Source organism: Streptomyces sp. NPDC092369, from assembly GCF_044755245.1.
In the GTDB taxonomy this organism is placed as follows: domain Bacteria; phylum Actinomycetota; class Actinomycetes; order Streptomycetales; family Streptomycetaceae; genus Streptomyces.
Genome location: NZ_JBIVQP010000003.1, coordinates 435,883 through 453,551 on the forward strand (window position 1 = coordinate 435,883; position 17,669 = coordinate 453,551).

Sequence of the window (17,669 nt, forward strand, 5' to 3'; positions counted from 1 at the left end):
CCGACCGGTCGTGTCAGGCCTCCCAGCGTGCGGCCGTGCCCGGGGGCGGGTCAAAGCATTTGCGGCGATTGTCCGTGATCAACCCCTGCCGTTCTCAGACCAGCACCCCGGCGGACGTCTCCACCTCCAGCAGGGACGCGCTCTCCCGCTCCTCGTCGAAGGCCCTGCGTCCGCCGCGCAGCCCGAACAGCCGCTTGGCGAGGGCGATGTAGAGCACCGCGAGGATGTTGAGGACCAGGGTGGCGATCTTCAACCAGCTGATGTGCTCGGTGAGTTCGTAGATCTCCAGCGGGAGGAAGGCGGCGGTGGCGACCACCGTCAGATACTCCGCCCAGCGCTTGGCGTACCAGAGCCCGACCGCCTCGACGAGTTCGATCAGCGCGTACGCCAGCAGCAGGACGGCCACCAGGACCAGCGTGGAGTGCTTGTAGCCGAAGGTCTTCTGGATGGTGCCGACGACCGGTGAGTGGTCGAGGTCGTAGTGGAAGTGCTTGAACACCGGCCGGAGGACGTCGAGGTACTCGTCGAAGAGCCTGCGCACCGCGTCCTGGCTGTTGCTGAACTTCCACACCGCCGCCGCGACCAGCACGATGAACACCCCGCGCACGGCCCGCTCGATCGCCAGGAAGCGCAGGATGAACAGATCCCGCAGCACCTTCCCGCGCGGCACCAGCGGCGCCTCGTCGGCCGGTCCCGAACCGTGCGGCTCGCCGAGCGCGAAGTCGCCGCAGCGCAGACAGCGCCAGGCGTCCCCGAGGGCGGTCCGCGCGTGCAGACGCGCCCGCAGCCGGGGGTCGTCCGGCGCGTAGGTGACGTGCCCCTTGCGCGCACACGTCCGCCGGTCCCAGTCGATCTTCATCCCCCGTGCCTCCAAAGAGAAGTGGCCTGCCGCGCCGGCAATGACCGGCGCGGCAGGCTAGTGGACGCGGGTAAGAGGTTGGTGAGGATCGGGGCGTGTGGATCGGTGCGCGCGGGTCCGGGCGGATCGCCGCGGACGGGTCAGCGGGTGCCGGCCGGCGCGGGCTCCTTCTCGCTCGCGTCCTCGCTCTCGACCTCGGCGTACTCGTCCCCGGTCTCGGCGACCCCGGCATCGTCCTTCGTGCCCTTCCCAGGCAGCAGCAGCGCCACCGCCACCGTGCCGACGGCCAGGATCACCGCGCCGATCAGGCTGGTGTGGGCCACGGCCGAGGAGAAGGACGAGCCCACCGCGTCCGCCATCTGCCGGGCGCCCTGGGCGAGTTGCTGGGCCTGCGCCTTCAACTGGGCGGCCTGCGTCGGGTCGGTGGCCCGCGCGGCCTGTGCCGCGAGCTGCTGCGCCTTCTCGCCGATGCCCTGTGCGACCGCGTACCCGGCGCCGACCGAGTCCTGGGCCGTGGTCAGGGTGGACGCGGGGAGCTTGCTGCCGGCGGTGGCGTCGGAGAGGTGGCCGGAGTACGAGGTGGCCAGCAGCGAGCCGAGGATCGCGATGCCGAGCGAGCCGCCGAGCTCCAGCGAGGTGTCGTTCACCGCGCCGCCGACGCCCAGTTCGGACTCGGGGAAGGCACCCATGATCGCGTCCGTGCAGGGCGAGAGGGCGAGGCCGATCGCCAGTCCGAGGACGACGAGGGGTGCCACGAAGTCGGCGTACGTCGATCCCGCGTCGACCCGGGTGAGCAGGGCCAGGGCCACCGTGCCGCCGACCATGCCCGCGGTGACCGTCCACTTCATGCCGACCCGGGGCGTGAGCCAGGCGGTGAGCGCCGAGCCGGCGAAGACCGCGCCGGCCAGCGGCAGCATGCGTACGCCGGTCTCCAGGGCGTCGTAGCCGAGGACGAACTGGAGGTGCTGGGTGAGGTAGTAGAAGGCGCCGAAGACGGCCAGGAAGAAGAGGGCCACCGCGAGGTTGGAGCCCGCGAAGCGGCGGTCGGTGAAGCGGCGGACGTCGAGGACCGGGCGCGGGTGGCGCAACTCCCAGGCGACGAAGGCCACCAGGCCCGCGCCGGCCACGATCGCGGCGCCGATCGCCTTGGCGCCCCAGCCGAAGTGCGGCCCCTCGATGATCATGTAGACCAGTGCGGCGATCCACCCGACCGACAGCAGGCCGCCGACGTAGTCGATCCGGTCGTGGTGGCCGGCCTTGGAGGGCGGGACCACGACGAGGGCCGCGACCAGGGCGACGGCGGCGATGGGGACGTTGATCAGGAAGGTCGAGGACCAGCCGTGGCCGCGCAGCAGCGCGCCGGCGACGACCGGGCCCGCGGCGATCGCGAGGCCCGCGGTGGCCGTCCACAGCGTGATCGCCTTGGCGCGCTCGGCACGCGGGAAGGTCGCGGCGAGCAGGGAGAGGGTGGCGGGCATGATCAGCGCGGCCCCTGTGCCCATCACGGCGCGGGCCGCGATGACCGTCGTGGCGGAACCGGCGAGGTAGCCGAAGACCGCGCCACCGCCGAAGACCACCAGGCCCAGGATCAGGGCGCCGCGGCGGCTGTACTTGTCGCCGATCGCGCCGAGCAGCAGCATCAGCGCCGCGTAGGGGACGGTGTAGCCGTCGATGACCCACTGCAGGTCCGCGCTGGACAGGCCCAGGTCCTGGGTCATGTCGGGGGCGGCGACCGTGAGGGCGGTGTTCGCCATCACGATGATCAGCAGGCTCAGGCACAGGACGAGCAGCGCCCACCAGCGCCGGGCGTAGGGGCGGTCCATCCTCTCGACCGGTTCGTTCATGACGAGTCGCATGGCGGGCGTGACCTTCCTCGACGGACTTGCACAGTGGCGTGCAGTTGCACAGCGATGTGCAATCTACTCCTCTGCACACCTCTGTGCAAGTAGTCGTTGCACAACCCTGTGCAGGAAGCCGGAAGAAGGGCACAATGAGGTCCATGACCACGGGTAACAGCAGTCGCGCCGACGCCAACCGGCGTCGCATCCTCGACGTCGCGCTCGCGGAGCTGCTGCGCGATCCCGACGCGTCCATGGACCAGATCGCCCGCGCCGCGGGGGTCGTACGGCGGACGGTCTACGGGCATTTCCCGAACCGGGAGGCGCTGATCGCGACCCTCGTCGACGGCGCAGTGGCGGCGGTGGCGCAGGCCCGCGTCGCGGGGCGGGAGGCGGCCGAGGGGCCGGTGGAGGCGCTGGCCGGCGGCACGCTCGCGGTGTGGGAGGTCGCCGACCGCTACCGCATCCTGGTCGCGATGGCCCAGCGCAGCGTCACCGTGCAGGGCATCCGGGCCCGCCTCGCACCCGTGCGCGAGGGCTTCGCGGAGGTGATCCAAGCGGGCCTGGACTCGGGCGAGTTCACCTCACCCCTGCCTGCCTCCACGCTGGCGTACGTGCACGAGCAGATGCTGTTCGCGGTGATGGACGCGGTCAACGACGGGCTGCTGACAGCACAGGAGGCGGGTCGCGCCGCCACGGTCACCGTGCTGACCGCGGCGGGCGTACCCGCCTGCGACGCCACCGAGCTGGTGGCGAAGCTGAGCGTCGAGCGGAGTGGGCCGGGCGGCTGAGCGACGGGGGGAACACCCAGCCACCCGGCGTCTTGCGGGCCGTTCCTCAGGCCTTGGCGAGTTCCTTCTCGCCGCCCTGCTCCGGGAGTTCGACCGGGGCGTCGTCCCCCTCGTCCAGCAGGGTCGTCTCGTCGAAGGGCAGATCGCCGGCGAGCACCTGGCGGACGCGCTCGTTGTCGATCTCCTTGGTCCAGGTGCCGATCAGGACGGTGGCGACCGCGTTGCCCGCGAAGTTGGTCAGGGCGCGGGCCTCGCTCATGAAGCGGTCGATGCCGACGATCAGACCGACGCCGTCCACCAGGGCGGGCTTGTGCGACTGCAGACCACCGGCCAGCGTGGCGAGACCGGCGCCGCTGACGCCCGCCGCACCCTTGGAGGCGAGCAGCAGGAAGAGCAGCAGCGGGATCTGCTCACCGATGGACATCGGGGTGCCCAGGGCGTCGGCGATGTAGAGGGACGCCATGGTCATGTAGATCATGGTGCCGTCGAGGTTGAAGGAGTAGCCGGTCGGGACGGTGATGCCGACGACGGGCTTGCTGACACCCAGGTGTTCCATCTTCGCGATGAGCCGCGGCAGCGCGGACTCGGAGGAGGAGGTCGACAGGATCAGCAGGAACTCACGGGCCAGGTACTTGAACAGCACGAAGATGTTCAGCCCCGCGATGAGCCGCAGCATCAGGCCGAGCACGATGAAGACGAACAGCACACAGGTCACGTAGAAGCCGAGCATCAGGACCGCGAGGCTCTTGAGCGCGTCGACACCGGCGGAGCCGACGACCGCGGCGATCGCGCCGAAGGCGCCGATCGGGGCGGCCCACATGACCATGGCGAGGATGCGGAAGACGAGCCGCTGGATGTGCTCGACACCGCGCAGGATCGGCTGACCGGTCGAACCCATCGCCTGGAGCGCGAAGCCGGCGAGGAGGGCGATCAGCAGGGTCTGCAGGACCTGGCCCTCGGTGAAGGCGGAGACGAAGGTCAGCGGGATGATCGACAGGACGAAGTCGACCGGCGGCAGCGCGTCGGCCGACACCTGGTCGTGGCCGGACGCCTTGATCGCGTCGGTGATGTGCAGTCCGTCGCCCGGGTGCAGGATGTTGCCGACGACCAGGCCGATGCCCAGGGCGACCAGCGACATCACCAGGAAGTAGCCGAGCGCGATACCGCCGACGGCGCCGACCTTGGCGGCCTTGCGTACGGATCCGATGCCGAGCACGATCGTGCAGAAGATGATCGGCGAGATCATCATCTTGATCAGGTTGACGAAGCCCGTACCGAGCGGCTTGAGCTCGATGCCGGCGTCGGGCCAGATCAGGCCCACGGCGATGCCGAGCGCCACCGCGATGATGACGGCGATGTACAGGTAGTGCGTGCGGTCCCGCTTCGCGGCGGGCGCGGCAGGTGCCGTAGGCGTCGTCGTCACGGCTGCCTCCTTGACGTCTTCGTCGGTAGGACCGGCGTGCGGCTCACGTCCGGGTCGGGCGAAGTGGGGGATGGGGTGGAGCGGGAGAAGAGTGGGGGGCGAGCGGCTGGAAACCGAGGCCGGAACCGGCCATATTGCTTCCGTATTGCGGTGACTATCTCCTGCCCTGTGAGCCCGGTCACCCTTCCGTTCATTGAGTTCACACGTAACGTGCGAGGCACACTGACGTCATGCGCATCCCCGTCCCGAGCCCCCGCAGCCTGGCCGGCCAGCTCTTCGCGATGCAGGCCGTGCTGATAGCGGTGCTCGTGGCCGGTTACGCGGTGTTCACCTACGTCAACGACGGGCGGCAGGCCGAGGACGCCGCCGGCCGGCAGGCGACGGCGGTGGCCCGCTCGGTCGCCGACTCGCCCTCGGTGCACGCGGCGATCGCCACCCCGAACCCCAGCACCGAGCTGCAGCCCTACGCGCTGCAGGTCATGGCGGACACGGAGGTCGACTTCGTCACGATCATGGCCCCGAACCGGATCCGCTGGACCCACCCCGACCCCGACCAGATCGGCCAGCCCTTCCTCGGCCATATCGACCGTGCGCTCAAGGGCGAGACCTTCACCGAGACCTACACCGGCACCCTGGGCGCCTCGGTCCGCGCGGTCACGCCCATCGAGGACGAGAACGACAAGGTCATCGGACTGGTCAGCGCCGGCATCAAGGTCGAGGCGATCAGCCAGCGGGTCCGGGGCCAACTGGCCGCCCTGCTCGGCGTCGCGGGCGGCGCCCTCGCGCTCGGCGGCATCGGCACCTACGTCATCAACGCCCGCCTGCGCCGCCACACCCACGGCATGAACGCGACCGAGCTCAGCCGGATGCACGACTATCACGAGGCCGCGCTGCATGCCGTACGCGAGGGGCTGTTGATGCTCGACGGGCAGTACCGTGTGGCGCTGATCAACGACGGTGGACGGGAGTTGCTGGGTGTGGCCGCTGACGTGGTGGGCAGATCGGTGGCCGAGCTGGGCCTGCCCGCACAGCTGACCGGCGCGCTGCTGGCCTCCGAGCCGCGGGTGGACGAGGTGCATCTGGCGGCGGACCGGGTGCTGGTGGTCAACACCTCGCCGGTGTCGGGCGGCGAGCACCGGGGCACGGTCGTCACGCTCCGGGATGTGACCGAACTCCAGTCCCTGATGGGCGAGTTGGACTCCGAACGGGGCTTCACGCAGGCACTGCGCTCACAGGCCCACGAGGCGGCGAACCGGCTGCACACGGTCGTCTCGCTCATCGAACTGGGCCGCGCCGAGGAGGCCGTCGACTTCGCCACCGCCGAACTGGAGCTGGCCCAGGCGCTGACCGACCAGGTGGTGGCCGCGGTGGGCGAACCGGTGCTGGCCGCGCTGCTGCTCGGCAAGACGGCCCAGGCGAACGAGCGGGGCGTGGAGCTGGTGGTGTCGGACGACAGCCGCCTCGACGACGGCCTGCTGCCGCCCTCGCTCCCGGCCCGGGACCTGGTCACGATCCTCGGCAACCTCATCGACAACGCGGTGGACGCGGCGCAGGGGAGCGGGCGGGCGCGGGTGACGGTGACGGCCTACACCGCGAACTCCGCGGACCCCGGCTCGGCCGACTCCGACGAGCTGGTGCTCAAGGTCTCCGACACCGGCGCCGGGGTGGACCCGGCCCACGCCGAGATGGTCTTCCAGCGCGGTTTCTCCACGAAACCGGCGGGACCGGGTGGCAGGGGCCTCGGCCTTGCCCTGGCCCGGCAGGCCGTGCAGCGGCACGGCGGCCTGCTGACGGTGGCGGAGGCGGACGGCGGCGGAGCGGAGTTCGAGGTACGGATGCCCTTGCGTACGACGGCGAAGGCGGCGGCCGCGAGCGCGCCGGCCGAACCGGCGGAAGCGGAACCCGCGAAGGCGGCGCCGTTGACGGGAGGCCGGGGATGACGGGCGCACCGGCCGATCCGGCCGACTCCATCCGCGTGCTGGTCGTCGAGGACGACCCCGTGGCCGCGGACGCGCACGTCATGTACGTCGGCCGGGTGCCGGGCTTCACGGCGGTCGGCAAGGCGCACACCGGCGCGGAGGCGCGGCGCCTGCTGGACCGTACGCCGGTGGATCTTCTGCTGCTCGACCTGCACCTCCCCGATGTGCACGGGCTGCAGTTCGCCCGGTCGTTGCGGGCCGCGGGCCATCACGCGGACGTGATCGCGGTGACCTCGGCGCGGGACCTGACGGTCGTCCGGGAGGGGGTCTCGCTGGGGGTCGTGCAGTACGTGCTGAAGCCGTTCACCTTCGCGACCCTGCGGGACCGGCTCGTGCGGTACGCGGAGTTCCGGGGGGCCGCGGGCGAGGCGAGCGGACAGGACGAGGTGGACCGGGCGCTGGCGGCGCTGCGGGCGCCCTCGCCCGCAGCGCTGCCGAAGGGGCTGAGCGGGCCGACCCTGGAGCGGGTGACCGGGGCGCTGCGGGAGGCCGAGGAGGGGCTGACCGCGGCGGGGGTCGCCGTCGCGGTGGGCATCTCGCGGATCACCGCCAGGCGGTATCTGGAGCACCTGGTGGAGGCGGGGCGCGCCGGGCGCAGTCCGCTGTATGGGCAGGTGGGAAGGCCGGAGCTGGTTTATCGGTGGGTTCGTACGCGTTAGCCCCCCGGTCGACCAAGACGTGACCCGCACGGTCATTGACCTGACTAGACCATTCCTCTTACGTTCGCGGGCAACCAACTCGGCCGACAACGTAGTCATGCCCGTAGGAGGTCGTCCCGTGCGCCCCACCGCCGTCCGCCCCCAGCTCACCGTTCTCCTCACGCTCGCCGTCGCCGCCACCGGCCTCACCGCCTGCGGCAGCGGGTCCGGCAGCGACCCGGACACCGTGAAGGTCTCCTTCAAACAGTCCACGGACAACTCGATCCATGTGATGGACGACTTCCTCGGGGACATCAAGAAGCAGTTCGAGAAGGAGAACCCCGGCAAGAAGGTCGAACTCGTCCCGATCAAGGCCCCGGACTCGGAGTACTACACCAAGCTCCAGCAGATGCTCCGCTCCCCCAAGACCGCCCCCGACCTGGTCTACGAGGACACCTTCCTCATCAACTCGGACATCACCAGCGGGTACTTGAAGCCGCTCGACAGCTACCTCGCCAAGTGGCCGGACTGGAGTCAGTTCATCGACACGGCGAAGGCCGCGGCCCAGGGCGAGGACGGCAAGACGTACGGCGTCCCGGACGGCACCGACACCCGGGGCCTCTGGTACGACAAGGACATCTTCAAGAAGGCGGGCCTGCCCGCGAACTGGCAGCCCAGGACGTGGGACGACGTGCTCGCGGCGGCCCGCACGATCAAGCGGAAGGTCCCCGGGGTCACCCCGCTGAACGTCTACACCGGCAAGCCGGCTGGTGAGGCGTCCACCATGCAGACCTTCGAGATGCTGCTGTACGGCACGAACGACGGCAGGACGGACCCGATGTACGACAAGGCGACGAAGAAGTGGGTCGCCGGCAGCCAGGGGTTCAAGGACTCGCTGCAGTTCGTCGAGACGGTCTTCAAGGAGAAGCTCGGCCCGGACGTCTCCGACGCCCTCGACCCCAACTTCGGCACCCAGGTCCGCGGTGAGCTGCTGCCCAAGGGCAAGCTCGGCATCGACCTCGACGGCTCGTGGCTGCCGCAGGACTGGCTGCCGGGCAGTGGGCACGAATGGCCCGAGTGGTCCCAGAAGCTGGGCCTCGCCGCGATGCCGACCCAGCACGGCCAGGCGCCCGGCAAGGTGAGCATGTCCGGCGGCTGGACCTGGTCCATCCCGGCCAAGGCCGGCAACCCCGACCTGGCCTTCGACTTCATCAAGACGATGCAGACCAAGGCGAACGCCCAGAAGTGGTACGTCGCCAACTCCGGTATCGCGGTCCGCAAGGACGTCGCGAGCGACCCCTCGTACGCCACCGCGCAGCCCGGCATCAAGTTCTTCACCGACCTGGTGTCGAGCACGCACTACCGGCCGGCGTATCCGGCGTACCCGAAGGTCTCCACGGCCGTCCAGGAGGCGATGGAGGCTGTGACGACGGGTGACGCGTCGGTGGAGAAGGCGGCGAGTTCGTACGACGACGAGCTCAAGTCGGCCACCGACAACCAGGTGATCGAGAAGTGAGCGGCGGCGACCGCCGATGACCACCGCACCGCAGCAGGCGGGCCCGGACCTGACGAAAGTCCGCCCGGGCCCGGCGCCGCACGACCCCGTCCCACCGCGACGCCCCCGCACCCGTTCCCTGACCCGCCTCCTCCCGCTCTCCCCCGCCGTGATCCTGCTGCTCCTGTTCCTGGCGGGACCGATCGGCTACTGCGCCTACATCGCCTTCACCGACCTCCAGTTGACCGGCCAGGCCCACTCCTCCTTCGTCGGCCTCGCGAACTTCCGCGCGGCCTTCAAGGACGAGGAGTTCCTCAACGCCGTATGGCTGACGCTGGTGTTCACGGTCCTGTCGTCGCTGATCGGCCAGAACACGCTCGGTCTGGCGCTCGCCACCCTCATGCAGCGCGCGTCGAAGCCGATCCGCACGCTCACCGGCGGCATCGTGATCACGGCGTGGGTCCTCCCGGAGGTCGTGGCGGGCTTCCTCCTCTACGCCTTCTTCCGCCGCGAGGGCACCTTGAACGCCATCCTGGACTGGCTCCATCTCCCGTCCCAGAACTGGCTGTTCACTCTCCCGATCCTGGCGGTGTCCTTCGCCAACGTCTGGCGCGGCACGGCCTTCTCGATGCTGGTCTACACGGCCGCGCTCAACGAGATCCCGAAGGAGATCACGGAGGCGGCGGAGGTCGACGGCGCGGGCGGCTGGCGCCGCATGTGGCACATCACGCTGCCGATGATCCGCCGCTCCATCGGCACGAACCTGATGCTCAACACCCTCCAGACCCTGTCGGTCTTCGGCCTGATCTGGGTGATGACGAGAGGCGGCCCCGGCGACAAGAGCCAGACCCTCCCCCTGTTCATGTACGAACAGGCCTTCCAGAACAGCATGATCGGCTACGGCACGGCGGTGGCGCTGCTGCTGCTGGTGGTCGGCGCGCTGTTCTCGCTCGTCTACGTACGACTGCTGCGGACGGAGGTCTGACACCCATGGCACTCACACGGACGCTCCCCCGCTCCTCCCGCCTGGCCGACCGCAGGACCACCCGGCGGCTGGCCGCGGACGTGGGCCTGCTGGTGGCCGCCGCCGCGTTCGCGCTGCCGCTGATCTGGGTCGTGCTGTCCTCGGTGGACCCGCACGCGAACCTCAGGGTGAAGGCCCCCGACGGCCTCACCTTCGGCAACTTCGACGCGATCCTCACGCAGGACATCACGTTCACGCCGTTGCTCAACAGCCTGATCCTGTGCGGCGGCGCGACCCTGCTGACGGTGGTCTGCGCGGCCCTGGCCGCCTACCCCCTGTCGCGCTTCAAGTCCCGCCTGAACCGCCCGTTCCTGCTGACGATCCTGTTCACCACGAGCCTGCCGATCACGGCGATCATGGTCCCGGTCTACGCACTCTTCGTGCAGGTGAACCTGATCGACACCATGCAGGGCACGATCCTCTTCTTCGCCGCCTCCCAACTCCCCTTCGCCATCTGGCTGATGAAGAACTTCATGGACGGCGTCCCCAAGGAACTGGAGGAGGCCGCCTGGACCGACGGCGCCTCCGCCTTCCAGTCCCTGATCCGCATCGTCCTGCCCCTCATGGGCCCGGGCGTGGCGGTCGTGACAATCTTCTCCTTCGTCATGATGTGGGGGAACTTCTTCGTCCCCTTCATGCTCCTGCTCACCCCGGACCAGATGCCGGCGAGCGTGAGCATCAACGAGTTCTTCGGCAACCGGGGCATGGTGGCGTACGGCCAGCTGGCCGCCTTCTCGGTCGTCTACTCGACGCCGGTGATCCTGCTGTACGTGCTGATCGCCCGACGGCTGGGCGGCGGCTTCGCGCTGGGAGGTGCCGTCAAGGGCTGAGCGGACCCGCCCGGCCTGGGGCAGGATGGCGCCATGGAACGTGTACTCGGAATCGGCGGATACTTCCTGCGGGCCACCGACCCGGAGGCCCTGACCGCCTGGTATCGCGACTGCCTGGGCCTGGACACCGACCAGCACGGTCTGTGGCACCCGGAACCCGGCCCGACGGTCTTCGCGACCTTCGAGCCCAAGACCGACTACTTCGGCTCCCCCACCCAACAGACGATGCTCAACTTCCGGGTCCGCGACCTGGACGCGATGCTCACGCAGTTGCGCGACAAGGGCGCGGACGTCTCCCCCGACATTCAGGACATGGAGGGGGTCGGCCGCTTCGGCTGGGTCACGGACCCGGAGGGCAACCGCCTGGAACTGTGGCAGCCGGCCGCCTGACCCGCGAGAGCAGGAGGCCCTACTGCGCTGCCACGGCGGCGAGTACGCCCCGCGCGGCCGTCCCGTCCGGCCAGCTCCATCCGGCGACGAGGCGGACGGGCGGCCCTTGCACGTCCTCGGCCGACCGCAGAACGCGGTTGACCCGGACATCGACCGCGTCGCCGAGGCCGGCTCCCACTTCCGTTCCGCCCGCGGTCCCGGCGAAGGTGACGGTGACGGTCGGGTCCGGGGTGTGGCTCCGGCTCTGCTGCTGAGGCACTGCCTCACCGCGCAGCAGGGCGCGCAACTGGCCCATCACCACCGGGTCGTGGACGCCGTCGTAGATCCACCGCGTGCCGAGCACCCCGTGCTCGGAGGTCCCGATGAGCGCCTCGCCGGGAGCACCTTCCAGTGCGGCAGCCCGGTAGCCCATCGGCACGAGATACGCCACGGGTTCCTGCGCGGAGGCGTCCACCACGACCATGAACTCGATCCCGACGGCCCCCGCCGGATCGTCCAGCCGAAACCCGCCGGCCTTGACCAACTCCGGCGCCCGCCCACCACCGACGTACCAACTCTGCTTCGGCAGCCAGTCGTTGAGCAGCTCCAGTTTGGTGGGGTTCATGGTGGTCTGGTGGATCACTGCCATGCGGGCTTCCTCACGCGTGGGTCCGGGTCCGTCCGCCGACGGGTCGTGTTCGAACCTATCGGAGACCGCGGCGGCGTCCGGATCGCGCCGCCCCCGCACCACCCCAAACCGCCACGCGTCACCCCCGCTTTGACGCACGTGCTTTCAAAGCGGGCCCCGGCGCTCGCTGCCGTCAAGCGCGAAGGGCAAGGTAGAGAGGCATATTCGCCGACCTCCACCATGAGCCGCCGCTGCCCGCTCCACCCCCTCCCCTGGCCGGATCCGTACGTTCCTACAATCCGTATTCCTGGCCGAACGGACCGTAGTCACCGCACCCAGGGGGGCCTATTTTGTGGCCCGTGCACCAACCCCCGACCCACCCGAACCCGCCGAATCAGCCAACCTCCTCGGCCCCGCCCTTCAACGGCCCCGCCGCCCGACGGCTGCGGTCCGGGCTCAACATGGGGCCCGAGCATGTCGCCCACGGGCTGCGTACCTCGTACGGGCTGCCCTACGTCACCCCGGATCTCGTCGTCGCCTGGGAGCGGGGGCTCACCGCGCCCAGCAGTCCCGAACTGACCGCTCTCGCGGGCGTGTTGTGGTGTTCCCTCGGTGAACTCATCGGGAGACCGCGGACGTTGGGCGAGCACCGGATCGCCCGTGCGCTCGCCCCGGAGGACGTGGCGCGGGCCGTCGGGCTCGAACTGCGGGCGTATCTGCGGATGGAGGAGGAGAACACCTGGCGCGGCGGCGACCGCCAGTCCACCGCGCTCGCCAAGGTGCTCGACCTCTCGATCCCCGACTTCGTCGCCGTCACCGGCCGCGAGCCCAGGCTCGCCGAACTGCTCCGCAGCGCCGCGACCACCCGCTGGCAGGCGTACGTCCGGCCGGTGACCAAGCTGGTGCCACTGGACCGGCGCCTCCTGGAGGACGTCCTCCAGGAACTCCACCAGGACTACCAGGGCCAGATGGCCGCCTCACTGAACTGGGGCGAGGGCGCCGCGGCCGGCACGGCACACGACTCCGGCCGGGCCTACCTGGACCGGATCGTCGACCACTTCTGGGCCGCGGTCCAGGACAACAGCTCGTAGGGCAGGAGGAGTTCGCGGAACGCCTACCGCTCGTAGGGCAGGAGGGGTTCGCGGAACGCCTACCGCTCGTAGGGCAGCAGGGGTTCGCGGAACGCCAACCGCTCCTAGAACACCGACTCCGCCTCGTCCATCCGGTCCTTCGGTACCGTCTTCAGCTCGGTCACCGCCTCCGCGAGCGGCACCATCTCGATGTCCGTCCCGCGCAGCGCCGTCATTTTGCCGAAGTCGCCCCGGTGCGCCGCCTCCACGGCGTGCCAGCCGAAGCGGGTGGCGAGGACGCGGTCGTAGGCCGTGGGGACGCCACCGCGCTGCACATGCCCGAGGATGACCGGCTTGGCCTCCTTGCCGAGGCGGCGCTCCAGCTCGTACGCCAGTGCCGTCCCGATGCCCTGGAAGCGCTCGTGGCCGAACTGGTCGATGTCGCCCTTGCCGTAGTCCATGGAGCCCTCGGCGGGGTGCGCGCCCTCGGCGACGCAGACCACCGCGAACTTCTTGCCGCGGGCGAAGCGCTCCTCGACCATCTTGACCAGGTCGGCCGGGTCGAAGGGGCGCTCGGGCAGGCAGATTCCGTGGGCGCCGGCGGCCATGCCGGACTCCAGGGCGATCCAGCCCGCGTGCCGGCCCATGACCTCGACGACCATCACGCGCTGGTGGGACTCGGCGGTCGTCTTGAGGCGGTCCATCGCCTCCGTGGCGACGCCGACCGCGGTGTCGAAACCGAAGGTGCGGTCCGTCGCCGAGATGTCGTTGTCGATCGTCTTGGGGACACCGACCACCGGCAGACCGGCGTCCGACAGCATCCGTGCCGCCGTCAGCGTGCCCTCGCCGCCGATCGGGATCAGCGCGTCGATGCCGAACTGGCGCGCGATGTCGGGCACGTTCTCGCAGGCCTCACGGAGCCGGTCGCGCTCCAGGCGGGAGGAGCCGAGGATGGTGCCGCCGCGGGCCAGGATGCCGCTGACCGCGTCGAGATCGAGCGGGCGGTAGCGGCCGTCGAGGAGGCCGCCGAAACCGTCCTCGAAGCCGATGACCTCGTCGCCGTAGTTGTCGACCGCTCGGTGCACGACCGACCGGATCACTGCGTTCAGGCCGGGGCAGTCGCCGCCTGCGGTGAGAACTCCGATGCGCATCGTGCTGTGTCTCCTGCTCGGTGTCGTCGATACCGGTGAGCCGGTCCGATTCTTTCATGCCGGGCAGGACCATGTCGCTTCTGGTAGGTATGCCCCGATTGCCCCTATCGGATGCTCGTGGGACCGACCGGACGGCCCTCCGGCCTGACGGGCGGCCTGTCCACCGTTACGGGTACCGTCAAGAAGGTTCTGCCCCATGAAAGACGGAACGGAGAGCACGCGTGACGCGCAGCGTGTACGTGACCGGGATCGACCGCGGCGACGGCCGCCAGGTCGTCGAGCTGGGAGTGATGGAGCTCCTGACCCGGCAGGTCGACCGGGTCGGGGTGTTCCGGCCGCTCGTCCACCACATCCCGGACCGTCTGTTCGAGCTGCTGCGCGCCCGCTACCGGCTCTCCCAGGACCCGACCACGGTCTACGGCATGGACTACCACGAGGCGTCCGCCCTCCAGGCCGAGCAGGGCACCGACGAGCTGGTGTCGACCCTCGTCGACCGGTTCCATCTCGTCGCCCGCGACTACGACGTCGTCCTCGTCCTCGGCACGGACTTCGCCGACACCCAGCTCCCGGACGAGCTCTCCCTCAACGCCCGCCTCGCCAACGAGTTCGGGGCGTCCGTGATCCCCGTGGTGGGCGGTCGCAAGCAGCCCGCCGAGTCCGTGCTCGCCGAGACGCGCAACGCCTACCGGGCCTACGCGAGCCTCGGCTGCGACGTGCTGGCCATGGTGACCAACCGGGTGGCCCGCGAGGACCGGGACGAGATCGCCGCGAGCCTGGACTCCCGCCTCCCCGTGCCGTGTTACGTCCTGCCCGACGAGCCCGCGCTCGCCGCCCCCACGGTCTCCCAGATCGGCCAGGCGCTCGGCGCCAGGGTGCTGCTCGGCGACGAGTCGGGGCTCGCCCGTGACGTACTGGACTTCGTCTTCGGCGGCGCGATGCTGCCGAACTTCCTGGGCGCGCTGACCCCGGGCTGCCTGGTCGTCACGCCGGGCGACCGCGCCGACCTGGTCGTCGGCTCGCTCGCCGCGCACAGCGCCGGCACCCCGCCGATAGCCGGCGTCCTGCTGACCCTGAACGAGGTGCCGACCGACGAGGTCCTCACCCTCGCCGCCCGCCTCGCCCCGGGCACCCCGGTCCTCTCGGTGGCGGGCAACAGCTTCACCACGGCCACCGAACTCTTCTCCCTGGAGGGGAAGTTGAACGCGGCGACGCCGAGGAAGGCGGAGACCGCGCTCGGCCTCTTCGAGCGGTACGTCGACAACACCGACCTCACCCGCCGTGTCTCCGCCCCCAGCAGCGACCGCGTCACGCCGATGATGTTCGAGCACAAGCTGCTCGACCAGGCCCGCTCCGACCTGCGCCGGGTGGTCCTGCCGGAGGGCACCGAGCCGCGCGTCCTGCACGCGGCCGAGGTGCTGCTGCGCCGCGGTGTCTGCGACCTCACCCTGCTCGGCCCGCTCGACCAGATCCGCAAGCGCGCCGCCGACCTCGGCATCGACCTGGGCGACACGCAGCTGATCGACCCGGCCACCAGTGAGCTGCGCGACTCCTTCGCCGAGAAGTACGCCCGCTTCCGCGCCCACCGGGGCGTCACCGTCGAGCTTGCCTACGACGTCGTCTCGGACGTGAACTACTTCGGCACGCTGATGGTGCAGGAGGGCTACGCGGACGGCATGGTCTCCGGTTCCGTGCACTCCACGGCCGCGACCATCCGCCCCGCCTTCGAGATCATCAAGACCAAGCCGGACGCGGACATCGTCTCGTCGGTCTTCTTCATGTGCCTCGCCGACAAGGTGCTGGTGTACGGCGACTGCGCGGTGAACCCGGACCCGAACGCCGAGCAGCTCGCCGACATCGCCATCCAGTCGGCCGCCACCGCCGAGCAGTTCGGGGTGGAGCCGCGGATCGCGATGCTGTCGTACTCGACCGGTACGTCCGGCTCGGGCGCCGACGTCGACAAGGTGCGCGAGGCCACCGGGCTGGTGCGCGAGCGGCGCCCGGATCTGCGGATCGAGGGGCCGATCCAGTACGACGCGGCCGTCGAGCCGACCGTCGCGGCGACCAAGCTGCCGGAGTCCGAAGTCGCGGGCCAGGCCAGCGTGTTGATCTTCCCGGACCTCAACACCGGCAACAACACCTACAAGGCCGTGCAGCGTTCGGCCGGCGCGGTCGCCATCGGACCGGTGATGCAGGGGCTGCGCAAGCCGGTCAACGACCTGTCCCGGGGCGCGCTCGTCCAGGACATCGTCAACACCGTCGCCATCACGGCGATCCAGGCCCAGAACCCGAACGAGAAGGCGAGCGCCCAGTGAGCCCGTCCCGCGTCCTCGTCCTCAACTCCGGCTCCTCGTCGGTGAAGTACCAGCTGCTCGACATGAGCGACGGCGAGAGGCTGGCCGCCGGGCTCGTCGAGCGGATCGGCGAGGAGAACGCGCGGCTGAGGCACACCCACCTCGGCAGCGGTACCGACCGGGAGTGGACCGGGCCGATCTCCGATCACGAGGCCGCGCTGAAGGCCGTGGCGGACGAGCTGGCGAAGGACGGATTCGGGCTCGACTCGCCGGAGTTGGTCGCCATCGGGCACCGGGTCGTGCACGGCGGCAAGACCTTCACCGAGCCGACGGTCATCGACGACACCGTGCTCGCCGAGATCGAGCGGCTGATCCCGGTCGCGCCGCTGCACAACCCGGCCAACCTCATCGGCATCCGCACGGCCATGGCGCTGCGCCCCGATCTCCCCCAGGTCGCCGTCTTCGACACCGCCTTCCACACCACGATGCCGGAGTCGGCCGCGCGCTACGCGATCGACGTACAGGTCGCCGACGAGTACCGCGTCCGGCGCTACGGCTTCCACGGCACCTCCCACGCGTACGTCTCCCGGGCGACGGCGAAACTGCTCGGGAAGGCGCCCGAGGACGTCAACGTGATCGTGCTGCACCTCGGCAACGGCGCGTCCGCGTCGGCCGTGCGGGGCGGGAAGTGCGTGGACACCTCCATGGGGCTGACGCCTTTGGAGGGACTCGTGATGGGGACCCGCTCGGGGGACATCGATCCGGCCGTCATCTTCCATTTGGCACGCGTTGGCGGAATGTCCATCGATGAAATCGACACTCTTCTCAACAAGAAGAGCGGGCTCGTCGGCCTGTGCGGCGACAACGACATGCGGGAGATACACCGCCGGATCGACGAGGGGGACGCGGCGGCGCAGCTCGCCTTCGACATCTACATTCACCGCCTCAAGAAGTACATCGGCGCCTATTGCGCCGTGCTCGGTACGGTGGACGCGATCGCGTTCACGGCCGGAGTCGGCGAGAACGCGGCGCCGGTGCGCGAGGCGGCCGTCGCGGGCCTGGAGACCCTGGGCCCGGCGGTGGACGGCGCGCTGAACGCCGTACGCAGTGACCAGCCGCGGCTGATCTCGCCCGAGGACGCACGGGTGAAGGTGGCCGTGGTGCCGACCGACGAAGAACTGGAAATCGCGACGCAGACCTACGCACTGGTGAGACGGAGCGACTGAGCGGTAACCGGCAATTGCGCACGAGCTCGCAATTGAGCACGGCCCCGCCCATGTGTT

The 17,669-nt window shown here is 70.1% G+C and carries 15 protein-coding genes; 10 read left to right on the forward strand and 5 right to left on the reverse strand.

What is annotated here, in order from left to right:
* Positions 1-94: 94 nt before the first annotated feature.
* Both ACIQI8_RS18835 and ACIQI8_RS18840 read right to left on the reverse strand, forming a co-directional pair.
* Positions 95-859, reverse strand: coding sequence for a DUF2127 domain-containing protein (locus tag ACIQI8_RS18835; protein WP_402351463.1), 765 nt, complete (start codon positions 857-859; stop codon positions 95-97).
* Between the two features lie 140 nt (positions 860-999).
* Complete coding sequence (locus ACIQI8_RS18840; RefSeq protein WP_402351466.1) at positions 1,000-2,715, reverse strand: MFS transporter; 1,716 nt, start codon at positions 2,713-2,715, stop codon at positions 1,000-1,002.
* A gap of 134 nt (positions 2,716-2,849) precedes the next feature.
* Between ACIQI8_RS18840 and ACIQI8_RS18845 the strand changes: the two genes are divergently transcribed.
* Positions 2,850-3,488: a TetR/AcrR family transcriptional regulator gene (locus tag ACIQI8_RS18845; protein WP_402351469.1), complete on the forward strand. Its 639-nt coding sequence runs from the start codon at positions 2,850-2,852 to the stop codon at positions 3,486-3,488.
* A gap of 46 nt (positions 3,489-3,534) precedes the next feature.
* On the opposite strand, the gene ACIQI8_RS18850 is transcribed toward ACIQI8_RS18845, so the two are convergent.
* The gene (locus ACIQI8_RS18850; protein WP_402351472.1) at positions 3,535-4,911 is read right to left on the reverse strand and encodes a cation:dicarboxylate symporter family transporter; all 1,377 of its coding nucleotides are present in this window, start codon (positions 4,909-4,911) and stop codon (positions 3,535-3,537) included.
* 230 nt (positions 4,912-5,141) lie between these two features.
* Here ACIQI8_RS18850 and ACIQI8_RS18855 point away from each other — a divergent pair, with 230 nt between their 5' ends.
* The 6 genes from ACIQI8_RS18855 (at position 5,142) to ACIQI8_RS18880 (ending at position 11,267) form a co-directional block, all read left to right on the forward strand.
* On the forward strand, positions 5,142-6,851 hold the full coding sequence (locus ACIQI8_RS18855; RefSeq protein WP_402351475.1) for an ATP-binding protein: 1,710 nt from the start codon (positions 5,142-5,144) through the stop codon (positions 6,849-6,851).
* The gene (locus tag ACIQI8_RS18860; RefSeq protein WP_402351477.1) at positions 6,848-7,549 is read left to right on the forward strand and encodes a response regulator; all 702 of its coding nucleotides are present in this window, start codon (positions 6,848-6,850) and stop codon (positions 7,547-7,549) included. The genes ACIQI8_RS18855 and ACIQI8_RS18860 overlap by 4 nt, the downstream gene beginning before the upstream one ends.
* A gap of 97 nt (positions 7,550-7,646) precedes the next feature.
* Entirely contained in the window at positions 7,647-9,044 is a 1,398-nt protein-coding gene (locus ACIQI8_RS18865; protein WP_402351480.1) for an extracellular solute-binding protein, read from the forward strand.
* A 16-nt stretch (positions 9,045-9,060) separates the two neighbouring features.
* Positions 9,061-10,008 (forward strand): carbohydrate ABC transporter permease, encoded by a 948-nt coding sequence (locus ACIQI8_RS18870; protein WP_402351483.1) that lies wholly within the window; start codon positions 9,061-9,063, stop codon positions 10,006-10,008.
* 5 nt (positions 10,009-10,013) lie between these two features.
* Positions 10,014-10,877: a carbohydrate ABC transporter permease gene (locus ACIQI8_RS18875; protein WP_402351486.1), complete on the forward strand. Its 864-nt coding sequence runs from the start codon at positions 10,014-10,016 to the stop codon at positions 10,875-10,877.
* Positions 10,878-10,910: 33 nt separating this feature from the next.
* Positions 10,911-11,267 (forward strand): VOC family protein, encoded by a 357-nt coding sequence (locus tag ACIQI8_RS18880; protein ID WP_402351488.1) that lies wholly within the window; start codon positions 10,911-10,913, stop codon positions 11,265-11,267.
* A 19-nt stretch (positions 11,268-11,286) separates the two neighbouring features.
* Here ACIQI8_RS18880 and ACIQI8_RS18885 read toward each other — a convergent pair whose 3' ends face one another.
* Complete coding sequence (locus ACIQI8_RS18885; RefSeq protein ID WP_402351491.1) at positions 11,287-11,895, reverse strand: 1,4-alpha-glucan branching protein; 609 nt, start codon at positions 11,893-11,895, stop codon at positions 11,287-11,289.
* A 329-nt stretch (positions 11,896-12,224) separates the two neighbouring features.
* On the opposite strand from ACIQI8_RS18885, the gene ACIQI8_RS18890 reads away from it, so the two are divergent.
* Positions 12,225-12,965, forward strand: coding sequence for a helix-turn-helix domain-containing protein (locus tag ACIQI8_RS18890; protein WP_402351494.1), 741 nt, complete (start codon positions 12,225-12,227; stop codon positions 12,963-12,965).
* A 104-nt stretch (positions 12,966-13,069) separates the two neighbouring features.
* On the opposite strand, the gene ACIQI8_RS18895 is transcribed toward ACIQI8_RS18890, so the two are convergent.
* On the reverse strand, positions 13,070-14,095 hold the full coding sequence (locus ACIQI8_RS18895; RefSeq protein ID WP_401728771.1) for an ATP-dependent 6-phosphofructokinase: 1,026 nt from the start codon (positions 14,093-14,095) through the stop codon (positions 13,070-13,072).
* 221 nt (positions 14,096-14,316) lie between these two features.
* Here ACIQI8_RS18895 and pta point away from each other — a divergent pair, with 221 nt between their 5' ends.
* Complete coding sequence (gene pta, locus ACIQI8_RS18900; RefSeq protein ID WP_402351498.1) at positions 14,317-16,407, forward strand: phosphate acetyltransferase; 2,091 nt, start codon at positions 14,317-14,319, stop codon at positions 16,405-16,407.
* Entirely contained in the window at positions 16,404-17,612 is a 1,209-nt protein-coding gene (locus ACIQI8_RS18905; RefSeq protein WP_402351501.1) for an acetate kinase, read from the forward strand. The genes pta and ACIQI8_RS18905 overlap by 4 nt, the downstream gene beginning before the upstream one ends.
* Positions 17,613-17,669 lie beyond the last annotated feature (57 nt).

Bases quoted from the DNA above. Each gene is read 5' to 3' on its own strand.
- ACIQI8_RS18835 (WP_402351463.1), bottom strand. From the start codon at position 859: ATGAAGATCGACTGGGACCGGCGGACGTGTGCGCGCAAGGGGCACGTC.
- ACIQI8_RS18840 (WP_402351466.1), bottom strand. From the start codon at position 2,715: ATGCGACTCGTCATGAACGAACCGGTCGAGAGGATGGACCGCCCCTAC.
- ACIQI8_RS18845 (WP_402351469.1), top strand. From the start codon at position 2,850: ATGAGGTCCATGACCACGGGTAACAGCAGTCGCGCCGACGCCAACCGG.
- ACIQI8_RS18855 (WP_402351475.1), top strand. From the start codon at position 5,142: ATGCGCATCCCCGTCCCGAGCCCCCGCAGCCTGGCCGGCCAGCTCTTC.
- ACIQI8_RS18860 (WP_402351477.1), top strand. From the start codon at position 6,848: ATGACGGGCGCACCGGCCGATCCGGCCGACTCCATCCGCGTGCTGGTC.
- ACIQI8_RS18865 (WP_402351480.1), top strand. From the start codon at position 7,647: ATGCCCGTAGGAGGTCGTCCCGTGCGCCCCACCGCCGTCCGCCCCCAG.
- ACIQI8_RS18870 (WP_402351483.1), top strand. From the start codon at position 9,061: ATGACCACCGCACCGCAGCAGGCGGGCCCGGACCTGACGAAAGTCCGC.
- ACIQI8_RS18875 (WP_402351486.1), top strand. From the start codon at position 10,014: ATGGCACTCACACGGACGCTCCCCCGCTCCTCCCGCCTGGCCGACCGC.
- ACIQI8_RS18880 (WP_402351488.1), top strand. From the start codon at position 10,911: ATGGAACGTGTACTCGGAATCGGCGGATACTTCCTGCGGGCCACCGAC.
- ACIQI8_RS18885 (WP_402351491.1), bottom strand. From the start codon at position 11,895: ATGGCAGTGATCCACCAGACCACCATGAACCCCACCAAACTGGAGCTG.
- ACIQI8_RS18895 (WP_401728771.1), bottom strand. From the start codon at position 14,095: ATGCGCATCGGAGTTCTCACCGCAGGCGGCGACTGCCCCGGCCTGAAC.